The 24,652-nt window shown below is 65.5% G+C and carries 19 protein-coding genes; 15 read left to right on the plus strand and 4 right to left on the minus strand.

All coding sequences use genetic code 11. From position 1 onward, the window contains the following. Positions 1 to 37: 37 nt before the first annotated feature. The 3 genes from hpaE to hpaH are packed head-to-tail and all read right to left on the minus strand — an operon-like array spanning position 38 to position 2,806. Entirely contained in the window at positions 38 to 1,576 is a 1,539-nt protein-coding gene (gene hpaE / locus JQ603_RS26905) for a 5-carboxymethyl-2-hydroxymuconate semialdehyde dehydrogenase (protein WP_212343690.1), read from the minus strand. Continuing rightward, a complete protein-coding gene (locus JQ603_RS26910; protein WP_212343691.1) occupies positions 1,569 to 1,967 on the minus strand; it encodes a 5-carboxymethyl-2-hydroxymuconate Delta-isomerase in 399 nt (132 codons plus the stop codon). Before JQ603_RS26910 ends, hpaE begins: the two co-directional genes overlap by 8 nt. A gap of 32 nt (positions 1,968 to 1,999) precedes the next feature. After that, entirely contained in the window at positions 2,000 to 2,806 is an 807-nt protein-coding gene (gene hpaH / locus JQ603_RS26915; RefSeq protein ID WP_212343692.1) for a 2-oxo-hept-4-ene-1,7-dioate hydratase, read from the minus strand. Between the two features lie 111 nt (positions 2,807 to 2,917). Between hpaH and hpaR the strand changes: the two genes are divergently transcribed. The 12 genes from hpaR to JQ603_RS26975 all read left to right on the plus strand — a co-directional run bounded on the left by hpaR (position 2,918) and on the right by JQ603_RS26975 (position 19,497). Next, the gene (hpaR, locus tag JQ603_RS26920) at positions 2,918 to 3,436 is read left to right on the plus strand and encodes a homoprotocatechuate degradation operon regulator HpaR (protein WP_212343693.1); all 519 of its coding nucleotides are present in this window, start codon (positions 2,918 to 2,920) and stop codon (positions 3,434 to 3,436) included. Between the two features lie 241 nt (positions 3,437 to 3,677). Then, on the plus strand, positions 3,678 to 4,454 hold the full coding sequence (locus JQ603_RS26925) for an HpcH/HpaI aldolase family protein (protein WP_260385139.1): 777 nt from the start codon (positions 3,678 to 3,680) through the stop codon (positions 4,452 to 4,454). A 95-nt stretch (positions 4,455 to 4,549) separates the two neighbouring features. Then, on the plus strand, positions 4,550 to 6,073 hold the full coding sequence (locus JQ603_RS26930) for a UxaA family hydrolase (RefSeq protein ID WP_212343695.1): 1,524 nt from the start codon (positions 4,550 to 4,552) through the stop codon (positions 6,071 to 6,073). Between the two features lie 172 nt (positions 6,074 to 6,245). Continuing rightward, positions 6,246 to 6,767 (plus strand): PAS domain-containing protein, encoded by a 522-nt coding sequence (locus JQ603_RS26935; RefSeq protein ID WP_212343696.1) that lies wholly within the window; start codon positions 6,246 to 6,248, stop codon positions 6,765 to 6,767. After that, a complete protein-coding gene (locus JQ603_RS26940) occupies positions 6,745 to 8,049 on the plus strand; it encodes a methyl-accepting chemotaxis protein (RefSeq protein ID WP_212343697.1) in 1,305 nt (434 codons plus the stop codon). Before JQ603_RS26935 ends, JQ603_RS26940 begins: the two co-directional genes overlap by 23 nt. Positions 8,050 to 8,358: 309 nt before the next feature. Beyond that, entirely contained in the window at positions 8,359 to 11,628 is a 3,270-nt protein-coding gene (locus JQ603_RS26945; RefSeq protein ID WP_212343698.1) for a DUF2126 domain-containing protein, read from the plus strand. 24 nt (positions 11,629 to 11,652) lie between these two features. Continuing rightward, positions 11,653 to 14,166 (plus strand): circularly permuted type 2 ATP-grasp protein, encoded by a 2,514-nt coding sequence (locus JQ603_RS26950; protein ID WP_212343699.1) that lies wholly within the window; start codon positions 11,653 to 11,655, stop codon positions 14,164 to 14,166. Further along, a complete protein-coding gene (locus tag JQ603_RS26955) occupies positions 14,163 to 15,041 on the plus strand; it encodes a transglutaminase family protein (RefSeq protein WP_212343700.1) in 879 nt (292 codons plus the stop codon). Before JQ603_RS26950 ends, JQ603_RS26955 begins: the two co-directional genes overlap by 4 nt. A 319-nt stretch (positions 15,042 to 15,360) precedes the next feature. After that, entirely contained in the window at positions 15,361 to 16,188 is an 828-nt protein-coding gene (locus JQ603_RS26960; protein WP_212343701.1) for an HD domain-containing protein, read from the plus strand. A 113-nt stretch (positions 16,189 to 16,301) separates the two neighbouring features. After that, positions 16,302 to 17,192: an alpha/beta fold hydrolase gene (locus JQ603_RS26965; protein ID WP_212343702.1), complete on the plus strand. Its 891-nt coding sequence runs from the start codon at positions 16,302 to 16,304 to the stop codon at positions 17,190 to 17,192. A gap of 78 nt (positions 17,193 to 17,270) precedes the next feature. Next, positions 17,271 to 18,794 (plus strand): FAD-dependent oxidoreductase, encoded by a 1,524-nt coding sequence (locus tag JQ603_RS26970; RefSeq protein WP_212343703.1) that lies wholly within the window; start codon positions 17,271 to 17,273, stop codon positions 18,792 to 18,794. Between the two features lie 127 nt (positions 18,795 to 18,921). Further along, a complete protein-coding gene (locus tag JQ603_RS26975; RefSeq protein ID WP_212343704.1) occupies positions 18,922 to 19,497 on the plus strand; it encodes an HdeD family acid-resistance protein in 576 nt (191 codons plus the stop codon). A gap of 132 nt (positions 19,498 to 19,629) precedes the next feature. On the opposite strand, the gene JQ603_RS26980 is transcribed toward JQ603_RS26975, so the two are convergent. Further along, a complete protein-coding gene (locus tag JQ603_RS26980; RefSeq protein ID WP_212343705.1) occupies positions 19,630 to 21,147 on the minus strand; it encodes a M81 family metallopeptidase in 1,518 nt (505 codons plus the stop codon). A 197-nt stretch (positions 21,148 to 21,344) separates the two neighbouring features. On the opposite strand from JQ603_RS26980, the gene JQ603_RS26985 reads away from it, so the two are divergent. From JQ603_RS26985 to JQ603_RS26995, 3 genes are all read left to right on the plus strand, one after another. Continuing rightward, the gene (locus tag JQ603_RS26985; protein WP_212343706.1) at positions 21,345 to 22,556 is read left to right on the plus strand and encodes an ABC transporter substrate-binding protein; all 1,212 of its coding nucleotides are present in this window, start codon (positions 21,345 to 21,347) and stop codon (positions 22,554 to 22,556) included. A gap of 183 nt (positions 22,557 to 22,739) precedes the next feature. After that, positions 22,740 to 23,957: an acyl-CoA dehydrogenase family protein gene (locus JQ603_RS26990; protein ID WP_212343707.1), complete on the plus strand. Its 1,218-nt coding sequence runs from the start codon at positions 22,740 to 22,742 to the stop codon at positions 23,955 to 23,957. A gap of 216 nt (positions 23,958 to 24,173) precedes the next feature. Beyond that, on the plus strand, positions 24,174 to 24,485 hold the full coding sequence (locus JQ603_RS26995; protein WP_245003858.1) for a hypothetical protein: 312 nt from the start codon (positions 24,174 to 24,176) through the stop codon (positions 24,483 to 24,485). The last annotated feature ends 167 nt before the right edge of the window (positions 24,486 to 24,652 follow it).

The raw sequence follows: 24,652 nt of genomic DNA on the forward strand, positions 1-24,652 counted from the left end.
GGGCTCGTGCTGCGCACGCCCCGGAACGACCGTTTCCCTAAATTCCCAGCTTCTGAATCTTGTGCGTGCCCCGCGCCAGCGAGACGTGCTTGGTTTCCATGTAGAAGTCGAACGAATAGTCGCCGCCGTCGCGGCCGATGCCCGAGGCCTTCATGCCGCCGAATGGCGTCGGCAGATGGCGCACGTTCTCCGAGTTCAGCCAGATCATGCCGGCCTCCAGCGCATCGGCAACGCGCAGTGCGCGGCCCACGTCGTTGGTCCAGACATAGCCGGTGAGGCCATAGCGGATGTCGTTGGCGATCTCGATGGCGTCCTTTTCGTCCTTGAAGGGCAGCACGGTGAGGAACGGCCCGAACACCTCCTCCTGGGCCACGCGCATCTTGCCGTGCGCGCCGGTCACCAGCGTCGGCTCAACATAATGCCCGCCGCCCGGCCCGTCATGGGCTTTGCCGCCGACCGCGATGGTCGCGCCGTCCTGGCGCGCGACGTCGAAATAGGAGCAGACCTTTGCCAGATGCCGTTCGTGGATCAGCGGTCCGATCTCGGTGGCGGGATCGAGGGGATGGCCGACCTTCAGCGCCTTCACGCGCGCGGTCAGCTTCTCCACGAACTTTTCGGCGATGCTCTGCTGGATCAGCAGGCGGCTCGAGGAGGTGCAGCGCTCGCCGTTGAGCGAGTAGATCATGAACACGACGGCATCGAGCGCGCGGTCGAGATCGGCATCGTCGAACACGATCACCGGGTTCTTGCCACCGAGCTCGAAATGCACGCGCTTCAGGGTCGGCGCGCCCTGAACCATGATCGCCGAGCCGGTCGCGCTTTCGCCGACGAAGCCGATCGCCTTGATGGCGGGATGCTCGGTCAGCGCCTTGCCGGCCTCTTCGCCAAAACCATGGACGGTGTTGAGCACGCCGTCGGGAACGCCGGCTTCCTTGACGAGCTTCGCCAGAATGGACGCCGTCACCGGCGACCATTCTGCCGGCTTGTGCACGACCGTGCAGCCGGCGGCGAGGGCAGGGGCGATCTTCCAGGTCGAGAGCATGAACGGCGTGTTCCACGGTGTGATCACGCCGACCGGGCCGATCGGCACGCGGGTCGAGATGTTCCAGTGCTCGTCGCTCGGCGTGTTGAGCCCGTCGCGCGCTTCCGCGCATTTGTCGGCGAAGAAGCGAAAATTCTCGGCGGCGCGGATCGCGGCCTTGGCCATGAAGCGATAGGCCTGCCCGGTGTCGATGCATTCGAGCACGGCGATGTCGTCGGCATTGTCCTCGATCGCATCAGCCACACGATGCAGCAGCTTGCGCCGCATCGCCGGCCCCATGTCGCGCCAGGACTTGAACGCGAGCGAAGCGGCCGTTGCCGCGCGATCGATATCCTCCGCATTGCCGCGCGCGACGCTGGCGAGCACTGCGCCATCGACCGGCGACTTCGTCTCCAACGTCTCGCCGGAGATCGACGGGACGATCTTGCCGTCGATCATGTGACCGATGCCGTCGGCGCGGAGCTTCTTCAGCAGCGGGGCGACGCGCTCGCGGTTGGCCTGGAATACATCGGCTTTCGGGGTGGGCTTATCCATGGGCGGCCTCCACTTTCAGGGCATCGTGGATGTTGTTGCGCTTCCAGCTCGTGTCCTTGTCGTTGATCTGCATGTCGAACGACAAAGCGAACTTGCTGGCGGCGAAAACGGGATCGAGATGTTTTGACAGCGCCTGGAAGACATGCTCGCCGGCTTTCTGGCGTGTGGGCAGATCGCGGCCCTCGCCGATGCGCAGCACCATGTCGAGGAAGCCGTAGTCGTTCCGCGCATCGGCGATCGCATAATGCTCGCACCTGACGGCGCGGACGCGGATGCCGCCGAGCGGGAAGATGCCGGTCTCCACCGCCGCCTTGCGCACGACTTCGCAGACCGCGGTGATGTCGAGGCGGCCATCGAGATTGGCCGAATATTCGATCGTGAAATGCGGCATCGCGGTTTCGCTCCCTGTGTCGTCTTGTCGTCTTAAGCGAAGTAGCAGCTCACCGAGCCGTAGGCGCCATAATCGGCCTGGATTGTGTCGCCCTTGCGGGTCTCGATCGGACGGATGAAGGAGCCGGCGAGTACGACCTGGCCCGGCTCCAGCGCCAGCCCAAGTGGCGCGATCTTGTTGGCAAGCCACGCCACGGCCGTCGCGGGATGATTGAGCACGCCGGCGGCAAGGCCGGTCTCTTCGAGCTGGCCGTTCTTGAAACACAAAGCGCCGATCCAGCGCAGATCGGCGTCGAGCGGGCGGATCGGCCGTCCCCCGAGCACGATGCCGGCATTCGCCGCATTGTCGGCGATGGTGTCGAAAATCTTGCGCGTCGCCTTGGTTTTGGGATCGACGCGCTCGATCCGCGTATCCAAAATCTCCAGCGCCGGCACCACGAAGTCGGTGGCGTTGAGCACGTCGAACATGGTGCAGTCGGGCCCTGCGAGCCGCTTGCTCATGACGAAGGCGAGCTCGGCCTCGACGCGCGTCGCGATGAAGCGCTCGGTCGGGATGATCCCGCCATCGGCGAAGAACATGTCGTCGAGCAGCACGCCGGAATCCGGCTCGTCGATATTGAGCGCGCTCTGCATCGCCTTGGAGGTCAGGCCGATCTTGTGGCCCTTGACGATGCGCCCCTCCGCGATCTTGACGTCGACCCAGGCCTTCTGAATCGCATAGGCATCAACGATGCTGATCTCGGGGAAATCCTGCGAGAGCTGGCGGATCTGCGAGCGGGTCTTCTCCGCCTGGTGCAGACGCCTCGCGCAAGCCTGGATATCGTCGTTGGAAAGCGCCATTCGTGATCTTACAAATCGTGGTGCCCGGAGATACTTAACATGTTAAGTGAATGCGTCAAACGGAATCTGAGTTTGCTGCACTGCAAACGTTTTGCGGTCTGAAAGGGCGTCATGAGCAAGAGACCGGCCGATCCCGCGAACGGAAGCGCGCCAGCCGCGCGCCAGGTGCCGATGCGCGACTTCTCGCGCTCGCTGCCGATGTCGCTGCTCAGGGCGCGCGAGGCGGTGATGCGCCAGTTCCGCCCCTCGCTGCGCGAGCACGGCCTCACCGAGCAGCAATGGCGCATCCTGCGCGCGCTGGCGTCCATCGAGGCTGTCGAGGTCACGGAACTCGCGCGCACCGCGTTCCTGCTCGGGCCGAGCCTGTCGCGCATCCTGCGCGATCTTGAGGCGCGCAATCTGATCGAGCGCAAGACGGCGAAGGCCGACCAGCGGCGTAGCATGGTCTCGATCTCGAAGGAGGGCGTGAAGCTGATGGCCTCCGTGGCGCCGACCTCGGAGGCGATCTACGCCGAGATCACCAGCCGCTTCGGCGCCCGCAAACTCGCCGAATTGCAGGAGATGCTCGGCGAGCTCGAACAGAGTCTTGCGGGGCTCGGCGCCGGCAACGAGGCAAGTGCCGAGGAGTGACAGCAGATATGCGCTCCCGCGCGGCAACTGTCATGGACATGGCCGCATTTTTTCGCTCAAAGTGCCGCCCAGGCCGATCGCTCGAAAGTCGGCGCCGGGACGGATGACGCCCCCCTGCCGGATGACATCTTGCGTCATTGCGAGCGTAGCGCGGGGATCGACTTCGCGGTAATAACGGCATCGCCTTGTCGCGGCGCTCGTCATGGTGACGACGGTCCAAACAACAAAGAAGGAAGGCAACGTGGCGAACAAAGTCAAAGAGATCTGGAAGTCGGGCAAGGCCGTGGTCAATGCGTGGCTGGCAATTCCCTCCGGCTTCTCGGCCGAGATGGTCGCGCAATGCGGCTTCGACAGCGTCACGGTGGACATGCAGCATGGCGTGCAGGACTATCTCTCGATGGTGCAGTGCTTCCAGGCGATGGACAAGCACCCGGTGACCCCGATGGTCCGCGTGCCCTGGAACGAGCCCGGCATCATCGGCAAGGTGCTCGATGGGGGCGCCTATGGCGTGATCTGCCCGATGGTCAACACGCCTCAGGAGGCCAGGAACCTCGTCTCCTATGCGAAGTACCCGCCGAAGGGCGTGCGCTCCAATGGCCCGATCCGCGCCGGCATGTACGGCACCGCCGGCTCCTACCAGAAGACGGCCAACGACGAGATCGTGCTGCTGCCGATGATGGAGACCAAGACCGCGGTCGAGAACATGGAAGCGATCCTCGACGTCGAAGGCATCGACGGCGTCTATATCGGTCCCTCCGATCTCGGCTTCTCCTACGGCCTCGAGCCCAAGCTCGACCGCAGCGAGCCCGAGATCCTCGCGATCTACGAGAAGATCATCAAGGAATGCGGTAAGCGCGGCCTCAACCCCGGCATCCATTGCAGCGGTGCGGAAGGCGCGGCGCGCGCCATCAACATGGGCTTCAAGCTGGTGACGCTCTCGAACGAGGTCGGCCTGATGACGACCTATGCCAAGATGCAGGTCAATGCGACCCGCAAGGATTCGGCCGGCAAGGCCTAACAACCCCGCGAATGGCGAATGGGGAGTAGCGAATGGCGCTGCTCCCCTTTTCCATTCGCCACTCGCTACTCACTACTCGACCAAGGAGATAACCCATGACCATCAGCCCCGTCATCCGCCTGCATCCCGATGATGGCGTGGTGATCGCGCGCGCGAGCCTGCCGCCGGGAACATTGGTGGCCGACGGCGTGACCACGGTCGATCGCATTCCCTCCGGCCACAAGGTCGCGATCAAGCCGATCGCCGTCGGTGAGCCGGTGATCCGCTATGGCCAGATCATCGGCTTTGCGACCATTCCGATCGCGCCGGGCCAGCACGTGCACGTGCAGAATTGCGGCATGGGCGATTTCTCCAAGGACTACGCCTATTGCGCCGACGTCAAGCCGACGCCGAACTTCGACCTGCCGGCGACGTTCGAAGGCATCCGCCGCCCGGACGGCCGCGTCGCCACGCGCAACTATATCGGCATCCTCACCTCGGTGAATTGCAGCGCGCATGTCGCAAGCCTCGTCGCCGACGTCTTCAAGAAGAACCCGTTCACCGGTGACAATCCGCTGTCCGATTTCCCCAATGTCGACGGCGTGGTCGCGCTGACCCACAAGACCGGCTGCGGCATGACGCAGAACGAGCCGCTGGCATTGCTCCGCCGCACGCTCGGCGGCTATGCGCGGCACGTGAATTTCTCCCACGTCATCGTGCTCGGCCTCGGCTGCGAGGTGAACCAGATCGGCGGCCTGATGGAAGAGCAGAAGCTCGCCGGACGCCTGCGCGCGATGGACATTCAGGAGGTCGGCGGCACTCGCAAGACGGTCGAAGCAGGCATCGCCTTCGTGCGCGAGGCGCTCGCCGATGCCAACAAGGTCAAGCGCGAGACGGTGCCGGCGAGCGAACTGACCGTGGCGCTGCAATGTGGCGGCTCGGACGGCTATTCCGGCGTGTCTGCCAATCCGGCGCTGGGCGCCGCCAGCGATCTCGTCGTCCGTCACGGCGGCACCGTGATCCTGTCGGAAACGCCGGAGACCTACGGCGCCGAGCATCTCTTGACGCGCCGCGCCGTCAGCCGCGAGGTCGGCGAGAAGCTGGTCGATCTCATGCGCTGGTGGGACGAATACACCGAGCGCGAAGGCGCCGAGATGAACGCCAATCCGAGCCCCGGCAATAAGGCCGGCGGTCTCACCACCATCCTTGAAAAGTCGCTCGGCGCGATGGCCAAGGCCGGCACCACCAACCTCGTCGAGGTGCTGCGCTACGCCGAGCCGGTGACCAAGCGCGGCTTCGTGTTTATGGATACGCCCGGCTACGATCCCGTCGCCGCAACGGGACAGGTCGCCGGCGGCGCCAACCTCGTCTGCTTCACCACCGGCCGCGGCAGCGTGTTCGGCTGCAAGCCGGCGCCCTCGATCAAGCTCGCGACCAACACGCCCATGTACAAGCGCATGGAAGAGGACATGGACGTCAATTGCGGCACCATCCTCGAAGGAGAGGAAAGCGTCGAGCAATGCGGCCAGCGCATCTTCGATCTCATCCTCAAGACCGCATCGGGCCAGCCGACCAAGAGCGAGAGCTTCGATTTCGGCGGTGCCGAGTTCGCGCCCTGGGTGCTGGGCGCAACGATGTGACGGTGCTGATGCACCATCTTTGTAAGACGCGGACGTCTACGTAGTCATACGTAGGTGTCATATGACCGCAGGAATTCCTGCGGTCACTCGGGATTAACATTTCGCACCGTAATCGTGAGGCGATGCGGGCGACTCCTTCGAGGGCGCTGCCCTTCGACAGGATTCGTCAACGATGACGCGTGCGATACGGCCGACTGGCGTGGAAAATCTCCTCGGTGAGGAGGAGCTGATCGTGTCCAAGACCGATCTCAAGGGCCGCATCACCTACGCCAACGACATCTTCATCCGGATGGCGAAATACTCCTACGCCGAACTGATGGGCGCGCCCCACAGCCTGATCCGCCATCCCGACATGCCGCGCGCCGTCTTCAAGCTGCTCTGGGACACGTTGCAGTCCAAGCAGGAGATATTCGCCTACGTCGTCAACCTGGCGAAGGACGGCAGCCATTACTGGGTGTTCGCCCACGTCACGCCGACCTTCGACGAACGCGGCAACATCGTCGGCTATCACTCCAACCGTCGCAAGCCCGATCCTGCGCAGGTCGAGCGTATCAAGCCGATCTACAAGACGCTGTGCGCGGAAGAAGCGCGCCATGCCAACGCCAGGGACGGCATGCATGCGAGCTTCGAGGCCATGGTCGGACTGCTCAAGCAACAGGGTGTCGGTTACGATGAATTTGTGCTCTCTCTCTAAGGCGCAGGGAGCGACCGCGCTCGCGTGTGGTCTTGCCGTCGTTGCATTCGTTCTCTCGCTTCTCGGTGTGACCGGTATAGCCGGCGCTGCCTTGCTTGGCGCGACGGTCGTGCTGCTCGGCTATGCCGTCCGGTGCCAGCATCGTACGGGGGTGGCCGTCGATGAGGTCGCCGATGTCTGCCGCAAGGCGGCGCATGGCGATCTCGAGGCGCGCATCCTGAGCGAGCGGCAGGCCGGGCGGATCGGGTCGATCCAGAAATCCGTCAACGACATGCTCGATATCACCGATGCCTTCCAGCGCGAAGCCTCGGCATCGATGGAGTATGCCAGCCGCGGCAAGTATTTCCGCAAGATCCTGGCGCGCGGGCTGCCCGGCTCGTTCCGCCGCTCCGCCACCGTCATCAATTCCGGCACCGACAGCCTCGGCCGCCGCGTGGTCGAGATCGCGGACCTCGCAAAACAGTTCGGCACTCATCTCGACGGCGTCGCCGGCACGCTGATGGGCGCAGCGACCGATCTCGAATCCGACGCCCACCAGATGGCAGCGGCAGCCGACAAGACCAGCCGGCAGACCTCCGGCGTGCTCAGCGCCTCCGACCAGGCCTCGCGCAATGTCGCCACCGTCGCCAGCGCGGCGGAGCAGCTGGCATCCTCTATCGCCGATATCGGCCGCCAGGTGACCGGCTCGACCGCGAGCACGGGACGTGCTGTCAACGAAGCCAATCGTGCCGGCAGCGAGATCCGCGCGCTCGCGGACGCCGCGATGCGGATCGGCGACGTCGTCAAGCTGATCAGCGAGATCGCCTCGCAGACCAACCTGCTCGCGCTCAACGCCACCATCGAGGCGGCGCGGGCGGGCGAGGCCGGCCGCGGCTTTGCGGTCGTGGCCTCCGAGGTCAAGAGCCTCGCCAACCAGACCGCGAAGGCCACCGAGGAGATCAGCGCCAAGGTCGGCGAGATGCAGCAATCGACCACCAATTCGGTCGCGGCCGTCGAGGCGATCGCGCAGACCATCGCCGAGATCGATGGCATCACCGCCAGCATTGCGGCGTCGATCGAGCAGCAGGGGGCCGCGACGCGCGAGATCGCCCGCAACGTCCAGGAAGCCTCGGCCGGCACGTCGCAAGTCTCCTCCAATGTGACAGGCATCAGCGATGCCGCCGCCGACACCGGACGCGTTGCCACCCGCGTCAACAGCGCCTCCGAACGCGTCCATGGCGAAGTCGAGACGCTGAGGCGCGAGGTGACGCAGTTCTTGCAGCGGCTGACCTCGGCCGCGTAGGGCTTTCTCACGAGTCGTAGGGTGGGCAAAGGCGCACTTGCGCCGTGCCCACGTCTTCGCATCAATTTGGCAAAGGCGTGGGCACGCTTCGCTTTGCCCACCCTACGATACTGCCCGCGTAGCCCGGATGGAGCGCAGCGCAATCCGGGGCGGTCCATCCGCGGGTGAAGGATCCCGGATTACGCTTCGCTTCATCCGGGCTACGGGGCCACGACGGATACTTCCTAGGCACCCTCTGCCCGTTGTTAGTGCTTGATCGCATTGACGTCAGGTGTTCTGCTCAAAAAAGCTGCTGGAGCACCGCACCCCGTGTCGATCTACGTCGCATTACACCACGTCACGCACTACAAATACGACCGCCCGATCGATCTGGGACCGCAGACCATCCGCCTGCGGCCGGCGCCGCACACGCGCACGCCGATCCTGAGCTATTCGCTCAAGGTCACCCCGGCCAACCACTTCGTGAATTGGCAGCAGGATCCGCAAGGCAACTGGCTGGCGCGCTACGTCTTCCCGGAGAAGACCACCGAGCTGAAATTCGAGGTCGACTTCACGGCGCAGATGACCACGGTCAACCCGTTCGACTTCTTCGTCGAGCCCTATGCGGACAGCTTCCCGTTCGAATATACCAAAGACCTGAAGACGGAGCTGGCGCCTTATCTCGAGACCATCAAGCCCGATCGCCTGTTCGCGAAATTTCTCGACACGATCCCGCATGAAGCCCCGAACACCGTCAACTTCCTGGTCGATCTCAATCGGGAGCTTCAGAAGCACGTCCGCTACATCATCCGCATGGAGCCCGGCGTGCAGACTCCGGAGGAGACGCTCTCCTCTGGCGCCGGCTCATGCCGTGACTCCGCCTGGCTCCTGATCCAGACGCTGCGTCATCTCGGGCTCGCCGCCCGTTTCGTCTCCGGCTACCTGATCCAGATCCGTCCCGACATCGATCCGATCGAGGGGCCGCCGGAAGTCGAGAACGATTTCACCGATCTGCACGCCTGGGCCGAGGTCTATCTGCCGGGCGCGGGCTGGATCGGGTTCGACGCCACCTCCGGCATGCTCGCGGGTGAGGGGCACATCCCGGTCGCCGCCACGCCGCATTATCGCTCGGCGGCGCCGATCTCCGGCGGTGCCGGCTTTGCCGAGGTCGAGTTCGCCTTCGACATGAGCGTCAAGCGCATCCGCGAGGCGCCGCGCATCACAAAACCGTTCTCCGACGAATCCTGGGCGCGGCTGAACGATCTCGGCGAGCAGGTCGACGGCGATCTCGCCGCGCAGGACGTGCGGCTCACCATGGGCGGCGAGCCGACCTTCGTCTCGGTCGACGATCTCGAAGCGGGCGAGTGGAATACGGAAGCCGTCGGCCCGACCAAGCGCACCCTTGCGGACGATCTGATCCGCCGTCTGCGCACGCGCTTTGCGCCGGGCGGCCTTCTGCATTACGGCCAGGGCAAATGGTATCCGGGCGAGAGCCTGCCGCGCTGGGCCTTCGGCCTCTACTGGCGCAAGGACGGCGTGCCGATCTGGAAGAATGCCGATCTCATTGCGAAGATCGAAAATCCGCGGCGGCCCGAGGTCAGGGACGCCGAAGCCTTCATGGAAGGCACCGCCGCGCGGCTCGGTGTCGATCTCGGCTACATCATGCCGGCCTATGAGGACGCGGCCTATTGGCTGCAGAAGGAAGCCGATCTTCCGATCAACGTCGATCCGACCGACTCGAAATTGTCCGATCCCGAAGCGCGGGCGCGGATGGCGCGGGTGTTCGATCAGGGCCTGACCACGCCGCGCGGATTCGTGCTGCCGATCCAGCGCTGGAATGCGCCGCCGCGCTGGCGCAGCGAGCGCTGGCCGCTCCGGCGCAACCATCTGTTCCTGACGCCGGGCGATTCACCGCTCGGCCTGCGCCTGCCGATGGGCTCGCTCGGCTACGTCCCGCCGAACCAGTACCCCTACATCGTCGAGCAGGACCCGATGGAGCCGCGGGGCAAGCTGCCGGTGTTCACCCGCATGGCGCGCCCACCATCGCCGCCGCGGACCGCCCCTGAATATCTCAACACGGCGATTCCCGTGCGCACCGCGATGGCCGTGGAAATCCGCGACGGCGTGATCTGCGCCTTCATGCCGCCGGTCGAGCGCATCGAGGATTATCTCGAACTGATCTCGGCGCTGGAAGACACCGCCGAGGAGATGCAGCTCCCTGTCCATGTCGAGGGCTATCCGCCGCCATTCGATCCGCGCATCGAGGTCATCAAGGTGACGCCCGATCCCGGAGTCATCGAGATCAACATCCAGCCGGCGAAGAGCTGGCGCGATGCGGTCGAGATCACCTCCGGCCTCTATGAGGACGCCGCGAAAGTCCGCCTCGGCGCCAACCGCTTCCTGGTTGACGGCCGCCACACCGGCACCGGCGGCGGCAATCACGTCGTGGTCGGCGGTTCGAGTCCGCAGGACTCGCCCTTCCTGCGCCGGCCGGATCTCTTGAAGAGTCTGGTCTTGTACTGGCAGCGGCATCCCTCGCTGTCCTACTTCTTCTCCGGCCTCTTCATCGGCCCGACCAGCCAGGCGCCGCGCATCGACGAGGCGCGCCACGACAGCATCTACGAGCTCGAGATCGCGCTCTCGCACGTGCCGCCGCCGGGCTACCAGACGCCGCTGTGGCTGGTGGACCGGCTGTTCCGGCATCTGCTCGTCGACATCACCGGCAACACCCATCGCGCCGAGATCTGCATCGACAAGCTCTATTCGCCGGAAGGGCCCACCGGCCGCCTCGGCCTCGTCGAATTCCGCGCGCTCGAGATGCCGCCCGATCCGCGCATGTCGCTGGCGCAGCAGCTCCTGATCCGAGCGCTGATCGCGAAGATGTGGCGCGAGCCGCAACAGGGAAAGTTCGTGCGCTGGGGCACCGCGCTGCACGACCGCTTCATGCTGCCGCATTTCATCTGGGAAGATTTTCAGGACGTGCTCACCGAGCTCAAGCAGTTCGGTTATCCGTTCGAGCCGGAATGGTATCTGGCCCAGCTCGAATTCCGCTTCCCCGCCTTCGGCCGCGTCCATCATGGCGGCGTGACGCTGGAGCTGCGGCAGGCACTCGAGCCCTGGCACGTGCTGGGCGAGGAGGGCTCGGCCGGCGGCACCGTGCGCTATGTCGACTCGTCGGTCGAACGGCTCCAGGTCAAGGCGGAAGGCTTCGTCGAGGGCCGCCACGTCGTCACCTGCAACGGCCGCCGCCTGCCGATGACCTCGACCGGCCGCTCGGCCGAGGCCGTGGCCGGCGTCCGCTTCAAGGCCTGGCAGCCGGCCTCCGGCCTGCATCCGACCATCCCCGTCCATGCGCCCTTGACCTTCGACCTGATCGACACCTGGAACGGCCGCTCGCTCGGTGGCTGCGTCTACCACGTCGCCCATCCCGGCGGGCGCAACTACGACACCAAGCCGGTCAACACCTATGAGGCCGAGGCGCGGCGGCTGGCCCGCTTCCAGGATCACGGCCACACCCCGGGTCCGATGCAGCCGCCACCCGAGGAACGCACAAATGAATTTCCGCTGACCCTCGACTTGCGGACCCCGCTCCTGCAATGAGTATGAGGGTGGAGGGAAAGGCCCATGGGCGAGGGCGCAGCGGAAGACAACGACCAGGCAGGCAGGGCACAGGCCCAGCAGCGCCTCGCGCAATGGGTCCGCGACTATAGCCGCCTGCCCGGCATCCCCGACGAGTTCCTCGGTCCCGACGGTGCGCCCCGCGCGGTCTGGAGCCGCTTCTTCGACGCCTTCGGCGCGCTCGCGCCCGACGAGATCGAGCGGCGCTTCGGCATGGCCGACCGGCACCTCCGCGAGGCCGGCGTCACCTACCGCGCCCCCGGCGACAGCGCCGACCGGCCCTGGTCGCTGAGCCACCTGCCGTTGCTGATCGACGAGGCCGACTGGCAGCAGCTCTGCGCCGGCATCACCCAGCGTGCCGAGCTGCTCGAGCTCGTGTTGCGCGACATCTATGGCGAGGGCCGTCTCGTTGCGGAAGGCGCGCTCCCCGCGGCCGCGATCGCCGGCAGTCCCGAATATCTCCGGCCCGTCTGCGGCGTGCCGCCGCCCGGCGGGCGCTATCTCTCGATCTATGCCGCCGATGTCGGCCGCGGCCCCGACGGCCGCTGGTGGGTACTCGGCGACCGCACCCAGGCGCCGTCAGGCGCGGGCTATGCGCTGGAGAACCGCCTGGTGCTCTCGCGCGCCTTCTCCGATCTCTACAAGTCGATGAACGTGCCGCGGGTCGCGCCGTTCTTCGAAGCGTTCCGCGACAGTCTTCGCGCCCGCGCCGATCGCGACGAGCCGCGGATCGGCGTGCTGACGCCCGGCAGTTTCAGCGAGACCTATTTCGAGCATGCGACGCTGGCGCGCTATCTCGGCTTCCTCCTGGTCGAGGGCGACGATCTCGCCGTCAGCGACAATCGCATCCACATCCGCACCGTCGCCGGACTGAAGCGGCTGGATGTGATCTTGCGCCGCGTCGATTCCAACTCGCTCGATCCGCTCGAGCTGGACGCGTCCTCGCGGTTGGGCGTGCCGGGCCTGATCGATGTGCTGCGCAAGGATGGCGTCGTCGTCGCCAACATGCCGGGCTCGGGCGTTTTGGAGGCGCGGGCGCTGCTCGGCTTCCTGCCGGCGCTGAGCCGCCGCCTGCTCGGCGAAGAGCTGAAGATGCCGCACATCGCGACCTGGTGGTGCGGCCAGCGCAACGCGCGCGAGGAGGTGTTGTCGCGGCTCGACGAGGTCGCGATCGAAGGCGCCTATCGCCGCGGCGTTCCCGGCTTCGACTCGAGCGGCCCGGTACTGGCGAGCGAGCTCGACGCATCCGGGCGCCAGCGCCTGATCGATGCCATCGCCGCGCGCGGCATGGACTATGTCGGCCAGGAGGTGGTGCGGCTCTCGACCATGCCGGTGTGGGAGCAGGGGCAGATCACGCCGCGTCCCTTCGTGCTGCGCGTGTTCGCGGCCGCAACCCCGGACGGCTGGGTCATCATGCCCGGCGGCTTCTGCCGGATCGCAGAGCAAGCTGATGCGCGCGCGGTGTCGATGGGCGACGGCGCCCGCGCCGCCGACGTCTGGGTCGTCTCCGACAAGCAGGTCTCGACCGCGACGCTGCTGCCCGCGACCGACAAGGTCCGCATCCGCCGCATCGCCGGCGTGCTGCCGAGCCGTGCCGCCGACAATCTGTTCTGGCTCGGCCGCTATCTCGAGCGCGCCGAGGCCACGCTGCGCCTGGTGCGCGCACTGGGCTCGCCGAGCGGGCCCAACAAGGGCACCGCGGCCTCGCTGCAATCGTCCGAACGCATCCAGCGCATGCTGGTGGCCTGGGGCGCGATCTCGCAGACCTCGCGCACGGCGCCCGGACGCATCGCCGCCGAGGCGCTGCAGAGCGCGGAGCGCTTCGGCTCGGCGCTGTCGCTGGTCCGCGCGGCGCAGCGCACCGCGACGTCCTTGCGCGAGCGGCTGTCGCCCGACGCCTGGCAGGTCATCACCGAGATGGCGGAGCGCCTCGCCTATGAGGTCGAGGACGACGACAGCGTGCTCAGCGCCGCCGAGCTGACCTTGCAGGAGCTGGCGAGCTTCGCCGGCCTTGCGCAGGAGAACATGAACCGCGCGGCCGGCTGGCGCTTCCTCGACATCGGCCGGCGCACCGAGCGCGCCATCAACACCACGCGCTTTGCACGTCAATTTGCATATGACGAGGCCGGCGACGAGGATCTCGACATCCTGCTGACGCTGGTGGATTCCCAGATCACCTACCGCTCGCGCTATTTGCTGGCGCCGATCCTCGCCCCCGTGCGCGACCTCGCGGTGCTCGACAGCTACAATCCGCGTTCGGTGGCGTTCCAGGTCGCGACCTTGAACGAGCACATCGCGGCGCTGCCGAGCCTGAAGGAGCACGGCCTGATCGAGCAGCCGCAGCGGCTTGCGGTGGCGGTGCAGGCGATGCTGGCGACGGCCGAGGCCGAGAAGCTCGAGGTCAAGACGCTGTTCGCGCTGGAGCAGGATCTGCTCAGCCTTGCCGAGGCGATCGGGCTGCACTATTTCCCGCACGGCCCCAATGCCAGCCGGCCGGAAAAGCTGACGGGGCTGGCGTGATCTACGACATCCGTCACGTCACGACCTACGAATACGAAAGTCCGGTCAGCTTCGCCCGCTGCACGCTGCGGCTGGAGCCGAGAGGCGGCAACGGCCAGGAGCTGATTTCGCACCAGGTCGAGATCCGTCCGCGCCCCGCCGAACGCAATGTCCGTCGCGATTTCTTCGGCACGCTGACCGAGAGCGTGGTGATCGAGGCCGCGCATCGCAATCTGCGCATCGACTCGCGCTCGCGCGTCTCCGTCACGCGCCAGCCGCCGGCGCGCGATGCGGTCAGTCCGTCCTGGGAGAGCATCCGCGATATCGCGTTCGAAGCGACCAGCCTCGGCCCCTCATCGCCGGTCGGCTATGTCTTTGCGAGCCCCCTGGTGCCGGTGCTGCGCCCGGTCAGCGCCTATGCGGCGGAAAGCTTTCCGCCCGGCGAGGGTATCCTCAAAGGCGCGGTCGATCTCATGCATCGCATTCGCAACGAGTTTCGCTACGACCCCAAGGCCACCGTGATCTCGACGCCGCTCAACGAGGTCTTCGACAAGCGCCACGGCGTCTGCCAGGACTTTGCCCATGTGATGATCGCAGGGCTGCGCGGGCTCGGTCTTCCCGCCGCCTATGTCAGCGGTTACTTGCGGACCATCCCGCCGCCGGGCCAGCCGCGCCTGCAGGGCGCCGACGCCACCCATGCCTGGGTCTCGCTGTGGTGCGGGGCGGAGCTGGGCTGGGTCGATTTCGACCCGACCAACGATCTTCTGGTTGCGAACGACCATATCGTGCTTGCGGTCGCACGCGACTTCTCCGACGTCTCGCCGGTCGACGGCATCATCGTCGGCTCGCCGAAGCAGAAGCTCGGCGTCGCCGTCGACGTGCTGCTGGTGGAGTGACGGCGGCCTCCGCCGTCCCGGCCGCGAAGACGATGCAGGCGCATGCGCCCGGCTGCGGTCCATTGCGCCAGCCTTGCGCTGACGTCCGATAAAGCGAATTTGATTTCCGCGCCTGGACTGAGCCTTCCCACCCGTCGGCCCGGCTGCATCGCGCCGCGACCGCCACCACAATCTTGCAGGGCACAAGAGCAACTTAATTTACGGATTTGGGGCGCGGGATTTGGCCCCCCGGCCCAAGATGGGCTATGCTGGCTCTCGCGTCGAGGACAATAACGTCGGGAGCTGGCGTGGGACACCACCGACAAGCGGGGCTGCATCCATGTTGACGTTGCCGAGACTGGCGGCTGAATCCCTGGAGAAGTTGCTGGGCTCGTTCATGCGTCGCAGGTACGGCGAAGAGTCGGCGAACGTCATCGAGAGCGCCACCCGCACCACCATGGAATGCATCGGCAACAGCGATGCGCTCTACCACAACATCGAGCATACGATGCTGGTGACTTTGGCGGGCCATTCCATTCTCAGCGGGCGATACCTTCACACTCACCTGGAGGCGGAGGACTACGTTCATGTCCTGATCGCCTGCCTCGCGCACGACATCGGCTATGTCCGCGGCCTGTTTCCGGAGGATGACGAAGATGGGTTCATCATCGACGAAGCCGGGACCAAGGTGTCGCTGCCGCGCGGCGCTTCGGATGCCAGTCTGATGATGTATCACGTCGATCGCTCGCAACTGTTCGTGCGGCGGCGGCTGCCGCCGATCCGCGGCCTCGACTCTGAGCGCATTGTCCGCGCCATCGAGGGGACGCGCTTCCCGGCCCGTGAGGGCCAGGACTATGACGACGAAGCCTCGATCCTGCGCGCCGCCGATTTCATCGGCCAGCTCGGCGATCCCAACTATCTGCGCAAGGCCAACGCGCTCTACTACGAGTTCGAGGAAGTGGGCATGAACCGGCAGCTCGGCTACGACTCGCCCGCGGACATTGTGAACCGCTATCCACAATTCTACTGGAATAGCGTCGCACCGCACATCCAGACCGAGATCGGCTATCTCAACAAGACCGAGATCGGCCGGCAGTGGATCGCCAATCTCTACAGCAACGTATTCCGCGCCGAGCGCGACATCTCGCTGTCAGGGCCGCAGAAGTAGTCCTCTTGTAGCCCGGATGGAGCGAAGCGAAATCCGGGATTCGCGGATGCAGGCGTTCCCGGATTACGCTTCGCTCCATCCGGGCTACGAAGGCCCAACTCCGTGAGAAAACCATGCAACAAAAAACCATCGCCACGGATGTCCTCGACATCGCCTATCTCGAATACGGCTCCGCCGACGGCTGGCCCTGCATCATGGGCCACGGCTTTCCCTATGACGTGAACGCCTATGCCGCGGCCGCGCCGATCATCGCAGAGGCCGGCGCGCGGGTGCTGGTGCCCTGGCTGCGCGGCTACGGGCCGACGCGCTTTCGTTCCGCCGCAACGCTGCGCTCCGGCGAGCAGGCGGCGCTTGGCGCCGATCTCCTATCCTTCATGGATGCGCTTCACATCGAGCGCGCAATCGTCGGGGGCTATGATTGGGGCGGCCGCGCGGCCTGCGTTGTTTCGGCATTGTATCCCGAACGCGTCGTCGGGCTCGTCTCCGGCAATTCCTACAACATCCAGAACATCGCCCGATCGATGGAGCCGGCCTCGCCGCCGGAGGAGGCGGCGTTCTGGTATATATATCTCTTCCACAACGAACGCGGCCGTCGCGCGCTGGAACGCAACCGCCGCGGCTTCGCCCGCCAGCTCTGGTCGATGTGGTCGCCGACATGGGCCTTCGACGACGCGACGTTCGAGAACAGCGCGGCGTCTTTCGACAACCCCGACTTCGTCGATGTGGTGATCCACTCCTATCGCCACCGCTACGCGCTGGTCGAAGGCGATCCCGCCTACGCCGCGATCGAGGCCAGGCTCGCCGCGCAGCCGCCGATCCGCGTGCCGACCATCGCGATCGACGGCGACAGCGACGGCGTCAATCCCGGCACCGCGCACCATGCGCCAAAGTTCGAAGGCTTCTTCGAGCGGCGCGTGTTCGCCGGCGCCGGCCATAATTTGCCGCAGGAGCGGCCGGCCGAATGGGCGCAGGCCGTGCGCGATGTGCGCGCAGCCGGGTCCTGATTTTCGCGATCGCAGGAACTTTTTGCGCGTCCCGCCGTCCAATTCCTGAGTTGCGCGTCAAGCCGTCAGGAGGTGACCATGAGCGAGGACAAGAAGCCGAGCGGGCCGGATCTGACCACGGGCGTATCGCTCGCCGACTTCAAGGACGGCAAGCTGCTCGGCCATGTCGGGAGCGAAGACGTCCTGCTGGTGCAGGCCGGTGGAGAGATCTTCGCGATCGAGCCAGCCTGCAGCCACTATCACGGTCCGCTCGCCGACGGCCTCGTGGTCGGCGACACCATCCGCTGTCCGTGGCATCACGCCTGCTTCTCCTTGCGCACAGGCGAGGCCAGCCGTCCGCCGGCATTGAACGCGCTGGCGGTGTGGGAGGTGACAAGGGACCAGGACAGGATCTTGGTTCAGCGCAAGCGCGAGGCGCCGAAGCCGTCGGCAGCGCATCGCACTGCGCCGACACCCGAAAAATTCGTGATCGTCGGCGGCGGCGCCGCCGGCTTCGCCGCGGCCGAGACACTCCAGCGTGAGGGCTTTGCCGGCGCCATCACCATGCTCAGCAATGACGGCGCGATGCCGGTCGACCGTCCCAACCTCTCCAAGGATTACCTCGCCGGCAACGCGCCGGAGGATTGGCTGCCGCTGCGGGGCGAGGACTACTATCAGAGCACCGGCATCGATCTCAGGCTCAACACGAACGTTGTGAGGATCGATCCAAGAGCACGCCGCGTGACCCTCGCCAATGGCGACAGCCTGCCGTTCGACCGGCTGCTGCTCGCGACCGGCGCCGAGCCCGTCAAGTTGCAGATCCCGGGCGCGGAGCAGCCGCACGTCCACACCTTGCGCTCCGTCGCCGACAGCCGCGCCATCATCAAGGCCGCCGGCAGTGCGAAGCGCGCGCTGGTGATCGGTGCCAGCTTCATCGGCCTGGAAGTCGCGGCGTCCTTGCGGGCGCGCAAGCTCGACGTGCACGTGGTCGCGCCGGAAGAGCGGCCGATGCAGAAGGTGCTTGGGCCCGAGATGGGCGACTTCATTCGCGCCCTGCACGAAGAGAACGGCGTCAACTTCCACCTCGAGGACACCGTTGAGAGGCTCGACGGCACCCGCGCCACGCTGAAGAGCGGCGCCGTCATCGAGACAGACCTGGTCGTGGTCGGCATCGGCGTCAAGCCGCGCCTGGCGCTGGCCGAGCAGGCGGGTCTTGCCGCCGATCGCGGCGTCAGCGTGACTGAATATCTCGAAACCAGCGTCGCCGGCATCTTCGCCGCCGGCGACATCGCGCGCTGGCCCGATCCGCATTCGCGGCACACCATCCGCGTCGAGCATTGGGTGGTGGCGGAGCGCCAGGGCCAGACCGCGGCACGCAACATGCTCGGCAGGCGCGAGCGCTTCGACGCCGTGCCGTTCTTCTGGTCCCAGCACTACGACGTCCCGATCAACTATGTCGGTCACGCCGAGAGCTTCGACGAGGTCGCCATCGACGGCAGCATTTCCGGCAAGGACTGCCTGTTGAAGTACCGCAAGGGCGGCCACGTGCTTGCCGTCGCTTCAATTTATCGCGATCTCGACAATCTCAAGGCCGAGCTCGAGATGGAGCGCTCGCGCGGCTGATGCACCGCATTCGACCTTGATTTGCGTCAATGTTGCTGCCGGGAAGGGTGCTCTGCTGGCTGTCGTCCCGGCACGGTACGTGCTATTCTGGCGTGTGCCCCCGGGCTTCGATGCAGGAGTGGCAGCCATGACCAGTGCTTCTGACACGTCTCATCATCCAAGCCTCGGCTCCGGCATCACGGCGCTGCATGCCAAATGGGGCTGGATCGTCGCGCTCGGCGTCGTTTATCTCATTGCCGGCTTCATTGCGCTCGGCAGCATGGTGATGGCGACGGTGGCGAGCGTCATCGTGGTCGGCGCCATGATGATCGTCGCCGGCGTGACGGAGATCATCGGTGCTTTCCAGCTCAAGAGCTGGGGCAAGTTCCTGATCTGGGCCCTGCTCGGAGTGCTCTATGTCATCGCGGGCTTCCTCACCTTCGAGAACCCGCTATTCGCCGCGGTTCTGCTGACGCTGTTCCTCGGCGCCTCGCTGATCGCCTCCGGCGCCGTCAGGCTGTTTCTCGCCTTCAGCATGAAGCGCGAGAGCCCCTGGATCTGGGTGGCGCTGTCGGCCGTCATCACGCTGCTGCTCGGGCTCTTGATCCTGGCGCGCTGGCCGGTGAACAGCGTCTACATCCTCGGCCTGTTCCTCGGCATCGACCTGATCATGGCCGGCGCCGGCTGGATCAGCCTCGGGTTCAGCCTGAAGCGGCGCAGCTGAAACCTCCGGTGAAGTGCGCGGCACTGAAGCGCGATCAGATTCGGATGAATCGTCATCGCGCTTCAGGTTGAAGTTTGCGCATGACCTTTCCGGTCAACCGCTTCGCACCTTTCCGGATGATGCTTCAGCAGATCAATCCAGTGGCATCTCGTCGAGCGGCCAGATCGGGCGGCGAACCCTGCGATAAATGAGGGTCGTGTAGTCATTCGTGGCAAGGCCGCCGCTGTCGGCCAGGATCACCTCCTTGGCCATCGGCCCGAAAGCGGCGCGGAAGTGGTGGGCGGACTTGACCGCGACGACCCGAAACTGCGCCGGCTCCGCGCCGAGAATTCGGAACATTTCTTGATCATAGGTTTGCAGCGTGTTGGTCGACAGGGCGATCGAGATGCCGCTCACCTCGAGCAGGGCGGAGGGGCCGAGTGTCATGGGCTGACCGGCATTCATCGGTCCCTCGCAGACGAACGCACCGTCCGACAGCGCGGCGACGCGTCCGGCCAGGGTGAGTGGCGGCCCGTAGCTCGCGGGATCGCGCTTGGCGCCGACAACGACGTCGAGGCTGGCCCCGAGACCCGCGGCATGACAGCGGGCGGCGGCTTCGGGATCGCCGAGGACGCCGAGGAGCACGCCCTTGACGTTGGCCTTCAGAAGCGTCTCCAACAGGCGGACGCCGTCGCCATAGGCGCCTGAACCCGGGTTGTCGCTGTAGTCGGAAATGACAAAGGGACGGGTATCGGCGACATCGGCTGCGGCCTCCGCGGCAAGCTTGGTCGCGGTCGGCAAATCATACACCGCGACAGTGACCTCCGCGCGGCGACGGTACATCTCGTCGTAGAGCGCGGCCGCAGCCTGCCGCGCCGCCGTCTCGGCGGCGTTATGCGAGGCATCGTAGGTCACCTGCACGCTGGGGCCGACCTCGGCAATGTCCGAGCGGCTGAAGCCCGCGCAGACGTCGACCGACAACAGGCCGGGCGTTTGTGCCTCCATGTCCGCAGCGCGCGCCAGGAGATCGCTCATCACGCCGCCCTGGGTTCGTCCGTGATTGCATCCGTCGAGCAGCGGTCCTTGCAGGTGGACGACCTTCGGACGGATCTTGCCGTCCATCGCCGATTGCAGCAGATCGGCCGCGCGGAGTGCCGTCTCGTATTGGTCGATATGCGGATAGGTCCGGTAGGGCAGCATGATGTTGGCCAGCCGGCCCATGCGTTCGGTGACGTTGGCATGCAGGTCGAGCGTCACCGCGATCGGGATCGTGTCGCCGAGCCGCTTGCGCAATCCTTCCAGCAGCGCACCCTCGGCATCCTCGTCGGTCTCGGTCACCATCGCGCCGTGCAATGCGAGGATGACGCCGTCGAGCGGTCCCGTCTCGCAGGCCTCGTAGACCAGGCGTTGCAGTGCGGCCCAGCAGTCGGCTGTCACCTTGCCGGACGGCGTGGCCGAGGCTGCAATCGGCTGCACCAGGGTCCAGCCGTAGCGTTTGGCCGCAGCCAGATGCCCGGCGATCTCCATCTTGGTGGCGCCGAGCGCGGGAGCGATCTCGGCTCCCAGGAGAAACAGCCGCTTGCGGTAATCATCGAGCATGGTCGGAACGATCGAGAACGTGTTGGTCTCGTGGGCGATCTGCGCGGAGAGCACACGTCGCGTCTGGCTCATGGGAGCTCCTTGTTGTTCATGGAAGCCGCGCCCGATCTCGCGTCCTCACGAGGCATTTCGCTAGCATCGAATCGGGCTGCACTACCAGCAGCTTGACGCAAGACCGTCATGCAGAACTCCGCTGATCTGGCGCGCTGACAAAAGCAGCGCGCTGTGCGGCCGCTTCGCCGCGCGGCGATGATCATCGGGGAGACACCATGAGAGCCGCTTTGGCCCTGGCCGCAGCTTTGGCTGCCGCCTGCCTGTCCACGCCTGCACCCGCACAGAAATCCTATGGTCCCGGCGTCAGCGACACCGAGATCAAGATCGGCAACACCATGCCCTATAGCGGGCCGGCTTCGCCGCTCAGCATCACCGGAAGGGTGATCTCCGCCTATTTCGATGAGATCAACGACAAGGGCGGTATCAACGGCCGCAAGCTCAATCTGATCTCGCTCGATGACGCCTTCTCGCCGCCGAAGACCATGGAAGCCGCGCGGCGACTCGTCGAGGGCGACGGCGTGGCCTTCATCTTCGCCACCATGGGCACCGCGCCGAGCTCAGCGATCGCAAAATATCTCAACAGCAACAAGGTGCCGCAGATCTTCCTGATCAGCTCGGCGTCGAAGTGGAACGACCCCGCCAACATGCCCTGGTCGATGGCGCTGCCCTGGGCGCCGAACTACACCAGCGAGGCCGCGATCGACGTAGCCTATGCTCGCGCCAAGAACCCGAATGCGCGCTTTGCGGTGCTCTACCAGAACGACGACGCCGGCAAGGAATATCTGCGCGGTGTCAGGGAGGCGCTCGGCGCCGACGCGGACAAGGCGATCGCAATGGCCTCGAGCTTCGAAGTCGCCGATCCCACTGTCGATTCCCAGGTGCTGACGCTCGCCAACACCAAGGCGGACGTCTTCATGATCTACTCGGTGACGCCGCGCGCCTGCGCGCAGGCGATCCGCAAGGCGCACGAGGTCGGCTGGCAGCCGACGCGCTTCCTCGCCAGCGGCTGCGCCAACAAGGCAACCGTGATGGCACCGGCCGGGCTCGAGGCCGGCAAGGGTGTGCTGTCGCTCGGCGCGCTCAAGCCGTTCGTCGAGGCGCCCAAGGACGATCCGGCGATGACGGCCTATATCGACTTCATGAAGAAGCGCCTGCCCAACGCCGACATCAACAACGTCGCCGGGCTCTACGGCTACACCGTCGCCGAGGCCCTGGTGGTGCTGCTCAGGCAGTGCAAGGACAATCTGACGCGCGAGAACATCATGGCCCAGGCGGCGAATTTGAAGAACGTGCCGCTGTCGCTTCTGATGCCCGGCATCACCCTCAACACCACGCCGCACGATTTCCGCCCGATCAAGGACGGCTACATGCTCCAGTTCGACGGCAACGACTGGGTGGTGGCGAGCGAGCTGTTGCGCGGGACGTGAGGCGGCGCTCTCTCCGCGAACCCGGAATCGTAGGGTGGACAAAGGCGCAATTGCGCCGTGCCCACCGCCTATCAATGATTATCGAGAGAAAGCGTGGGCACGCTTCCGCCTTCGCTCTTCGAGCTACGGCGGACAAGTCGCTTTGCGGGACTGACGCGAGCGTCGGCGAGCGGGAGGATTAAAATGGACTTTCACCACTCCGCCCGTTCGCTGGAGCTGCAGGAGCGCGTCCGCCAGTTCATGCTTGCGCATGTCGAGCCGGTCGAGGAGCTCTATTACGAGCAGGTCAAGCCGGAGGCCACGCGTTACAGGACGCCGCAGGTGCTGCAGGACCTGAAGCGGCTGGCGCGGGAGCAGGGGCTCTGGAACCTGTTTCTTTCCGGCGAGCACGGGCCGGGCCTCACAAATCTCGAATATGCCCCCGTGAAGGAGATCATGGGCCGCATCCTCTGGGCGCCCGAGGTCTTCAACTGCTCGGCCCCCGACGTCGGCAACATGGAGGTGCTCGCCAATTACGGCACGAAGGCGCAGCAGGAGCGCTGGCTGACGCCGCTGCTGGAAGGGCGCATCCGCTCCGGCTTCTCGATGACCGAGCCGCAGGTCGCCTCCAGCGATGCCACCAACATCGAGTGCGAGATCAAACGGGACGGCGGCGATTACGTCATCAACGGGCGAAAGTGGTTCACCTCAGGCGCGATGAACGAGGATTGCGAGATCCTGATCGTGATGGGCAAGACCGCGCCCGACCATCCCGACCGTCACCACCAGCAATCCATGATCCTGGTGCCCAAGAATACGCCCGGTGTGCGCATCGTCCGTGACATGCTCACCTACGGCTATGACGACGCTCCGGTCGGCCACCCCGAGATCGTCTACGACAATGTCCGCGTGCCCGCGGAAAACATCCTGCTCGGCGAAGGCCGCGGCTTCGAGATCGCGCAGGGCCGGCTCGGGCCCGGCCGCATCCACCATTGCATGCGCCTGATCGGCTGCGCCCAGCGCGCGCTGGAATTGATGTGCCAGCGTTCGGTCTCGCGCGTCGCCTTCGGCAAGCCGCTCGCAGATCAAGGCTCGGTGCGCGAGGACATCGCAAACTCCTTCTGCGAGATCGCGCAGGCGCGGCTGCTCACGCTGCAGGCCGCCGACAAGATGGACAGCGAAGGCAACAAGGCCGCGCGCGACCTGATCGCCGCCGCCAAGATCGTGGTCCCCAGCATGGCCGCCCGCGTCATCGACCGCGCCATCCAGATCCACGGCGCCGCCGGCGTCTCGCAGGACACGTTCCTCGCGCGTGCTTACGTCTACGCCCGCTTCATCCGCATCGGCGACGGACCGGACCAGGTGCATCTCGCCGCGTTGGGCAAGGAGCTGATCAGGCGCGGCGGAGTGATGGCGGGGTAGAGGTGTTGTCCTGTGCCCACGATGCTCACAGAGGGATGCTGCGGACCTGCGCAAGGGAACTGCGCATTTTGGTCTGTGATCTCTTAGCGGAAATTAACGTTGCGCGGTCAAGATGACCGACATGCACCCCGAATGGCTTCATCAGCTGCCTATTTGGTCCACACCAACAGAGAACTCGGCCTGATGCTGAGGGGTGCGAAGCCTCTTGCATGCTTCATGGATATCGTCGGTCGTGAGCCGGACATCTGTCTTCGGTATTGGCGCATGTTCGACCGGCATGTTGCTTTTGGTCGCCTGATGAGGCGCGAAGTGACTGAACCGTGTCCTGAATCACCGCAGCTCGAATATCGGATGCTTTTCTACACCTTGCCGGGCCACGAGTGGCGGGTAGATGCCATGCTTGTGCTTCTGAACGAGCCCGGAGCCTGGTCCGACGACCGCGAACGGCGCTTTGGCGAATTGCTTGGCTACGAGGGCTGGCAGATCGACTATTGGCTGACGCATCGTCGCTCGCTGACAGACGCTTAGCCCAACGTCATCAGACGGTGGGTGGATTCTACGATATACTGTTTGTAGCACGGTCACTGGGCAGTCCATACCAAAGGTATCATCCGAACAATTGCTCATACGCTTGGCCTAGGCACAGCTGCGCTCATTCTTACGGTCGAAGCTGGCCGACGCATCGCAATTCACTA

The organism is Bradyrhizobium liaoningense, assembly GCF_018130825.1.
Classification (GTDB): Bacteria; Pseudomonadota; Alphaproteobacteria; order Rhizobiales; family Xanthobacteraceae; genus Bradyrhizobium; species Bradyrhizobium liaoningense_B.

Bases quoted from the DNA above. Each gene is read 5' to 3' on its own strand.
- JQ603_RS26980 (WP_212343705.1), bottom strand. From the start codon at position 21,147: ATGAGCCAGACGCGACGTGTGCTCTCCGCGCAGATCGCCCACGAGACC.
- JQ603_RS26995 (WP_245003858.1), top strand. From the start codon at position 24,174: ATGGATATCGTCGGTCGTGAGCCGGACATCTGTCTTCGGTATTGGCGC.
- JQ603_RS26940 (WP_212343697.1), top strand. From the start codon at position 6,745: ATGAATTTGTGCTCTCTCTCTAAGGCGCAGGGAGCGACCGCGCTCGCG.
- JQ603_RS26960 (WP_212343701.1), top strand. From the start codon at position 15,361: ATGTTGACGTTGCCGAGACTGGCGGCTGAATCCCTGGAGAAGTTGCTG.
- hpaE (WP_212343690.1), bottom strand. From the start codon at position 1,576: ATGGATAAGCCCACCCCGAAAGCCGATGTATTCCAGGCCAACCGCGAG.
- JQ603_RS26975 (WP_212343704.1), top strand. From the start codon at position 18,922: ATGACCAGTGCTTCTGACACGTCTCATCATCCAAGCCTCGGCTCCGGC.
- JQ603_RS26930 (WP_212343695.1), top strand. From the start codon at position 4,550: ATGACCATCAGCCCCGTCATCCGCCTGCATCCCGATGATGGCGTGGTG.
- JQ603_RS26935 (WP_212343696.1), top strand. From the start codon at position 6,246: ATGACGCGTGCGATACGGCCGACTGGCGTGGAAAATCTCCTCGGTGAG.
- JQ603_RS26910 (WP_212343691.1), bottom strand. From the start codon at position 1,967: ATGCCGCATTTCACGATCGAATATTCGGCCAATCTCGATGGCCGCCTC.
- JQ603_RS26965 (WP_212343702.1), top strand. From the start codon at position 16,302: ATGCAACAAAAAACCATCGCCACGGATGTCCTCGACATCGCCTATCTC.
- JQ603_RS26970 (WP_212343703.1), top strand. From the start codon at position 17,271: ATGAGCGAGGACAAGAAGCCGAGCGGGCCGGATCTGACCACGGGCGTA.
- hpaH (WP_212343692.1), bottom strand. From the start codon at position 2,806: ATGGCGCTTTCCAACGACGATATCCAGGCTTGCGCGAGGCGTCTGCAC.
- hpaR (WP_212343693.1), top strand. From the start codon at position 2,918: ATGAGCAAGAGACCGGCCGATCCCGCGAACGGAAGCGCGCCAGCCGCG.
- JQ603_RS26950 (WP_212343699.1), top strand. From the start codon at position 11,653: ATGGGCGAGGGCGCAGCGGAAGACAACGACCAGGCAGGCAGGGCACAG.
- JQ603_RS26990 (WP_212343707.1), top strand. From the start codon at position 22,740: ATGGACTTTCACCACTCCGCCCGTTCGCTGGAGCTGCAGGAGCGCGTC.
- JQ603_RS26985 (WP_212343706.1), top strand. From the start codon at position 21,345: ATGAGAGCCGCTTTGGCCCTGGCCGCAGCTTTGGCTGCCGCCTGCCTG.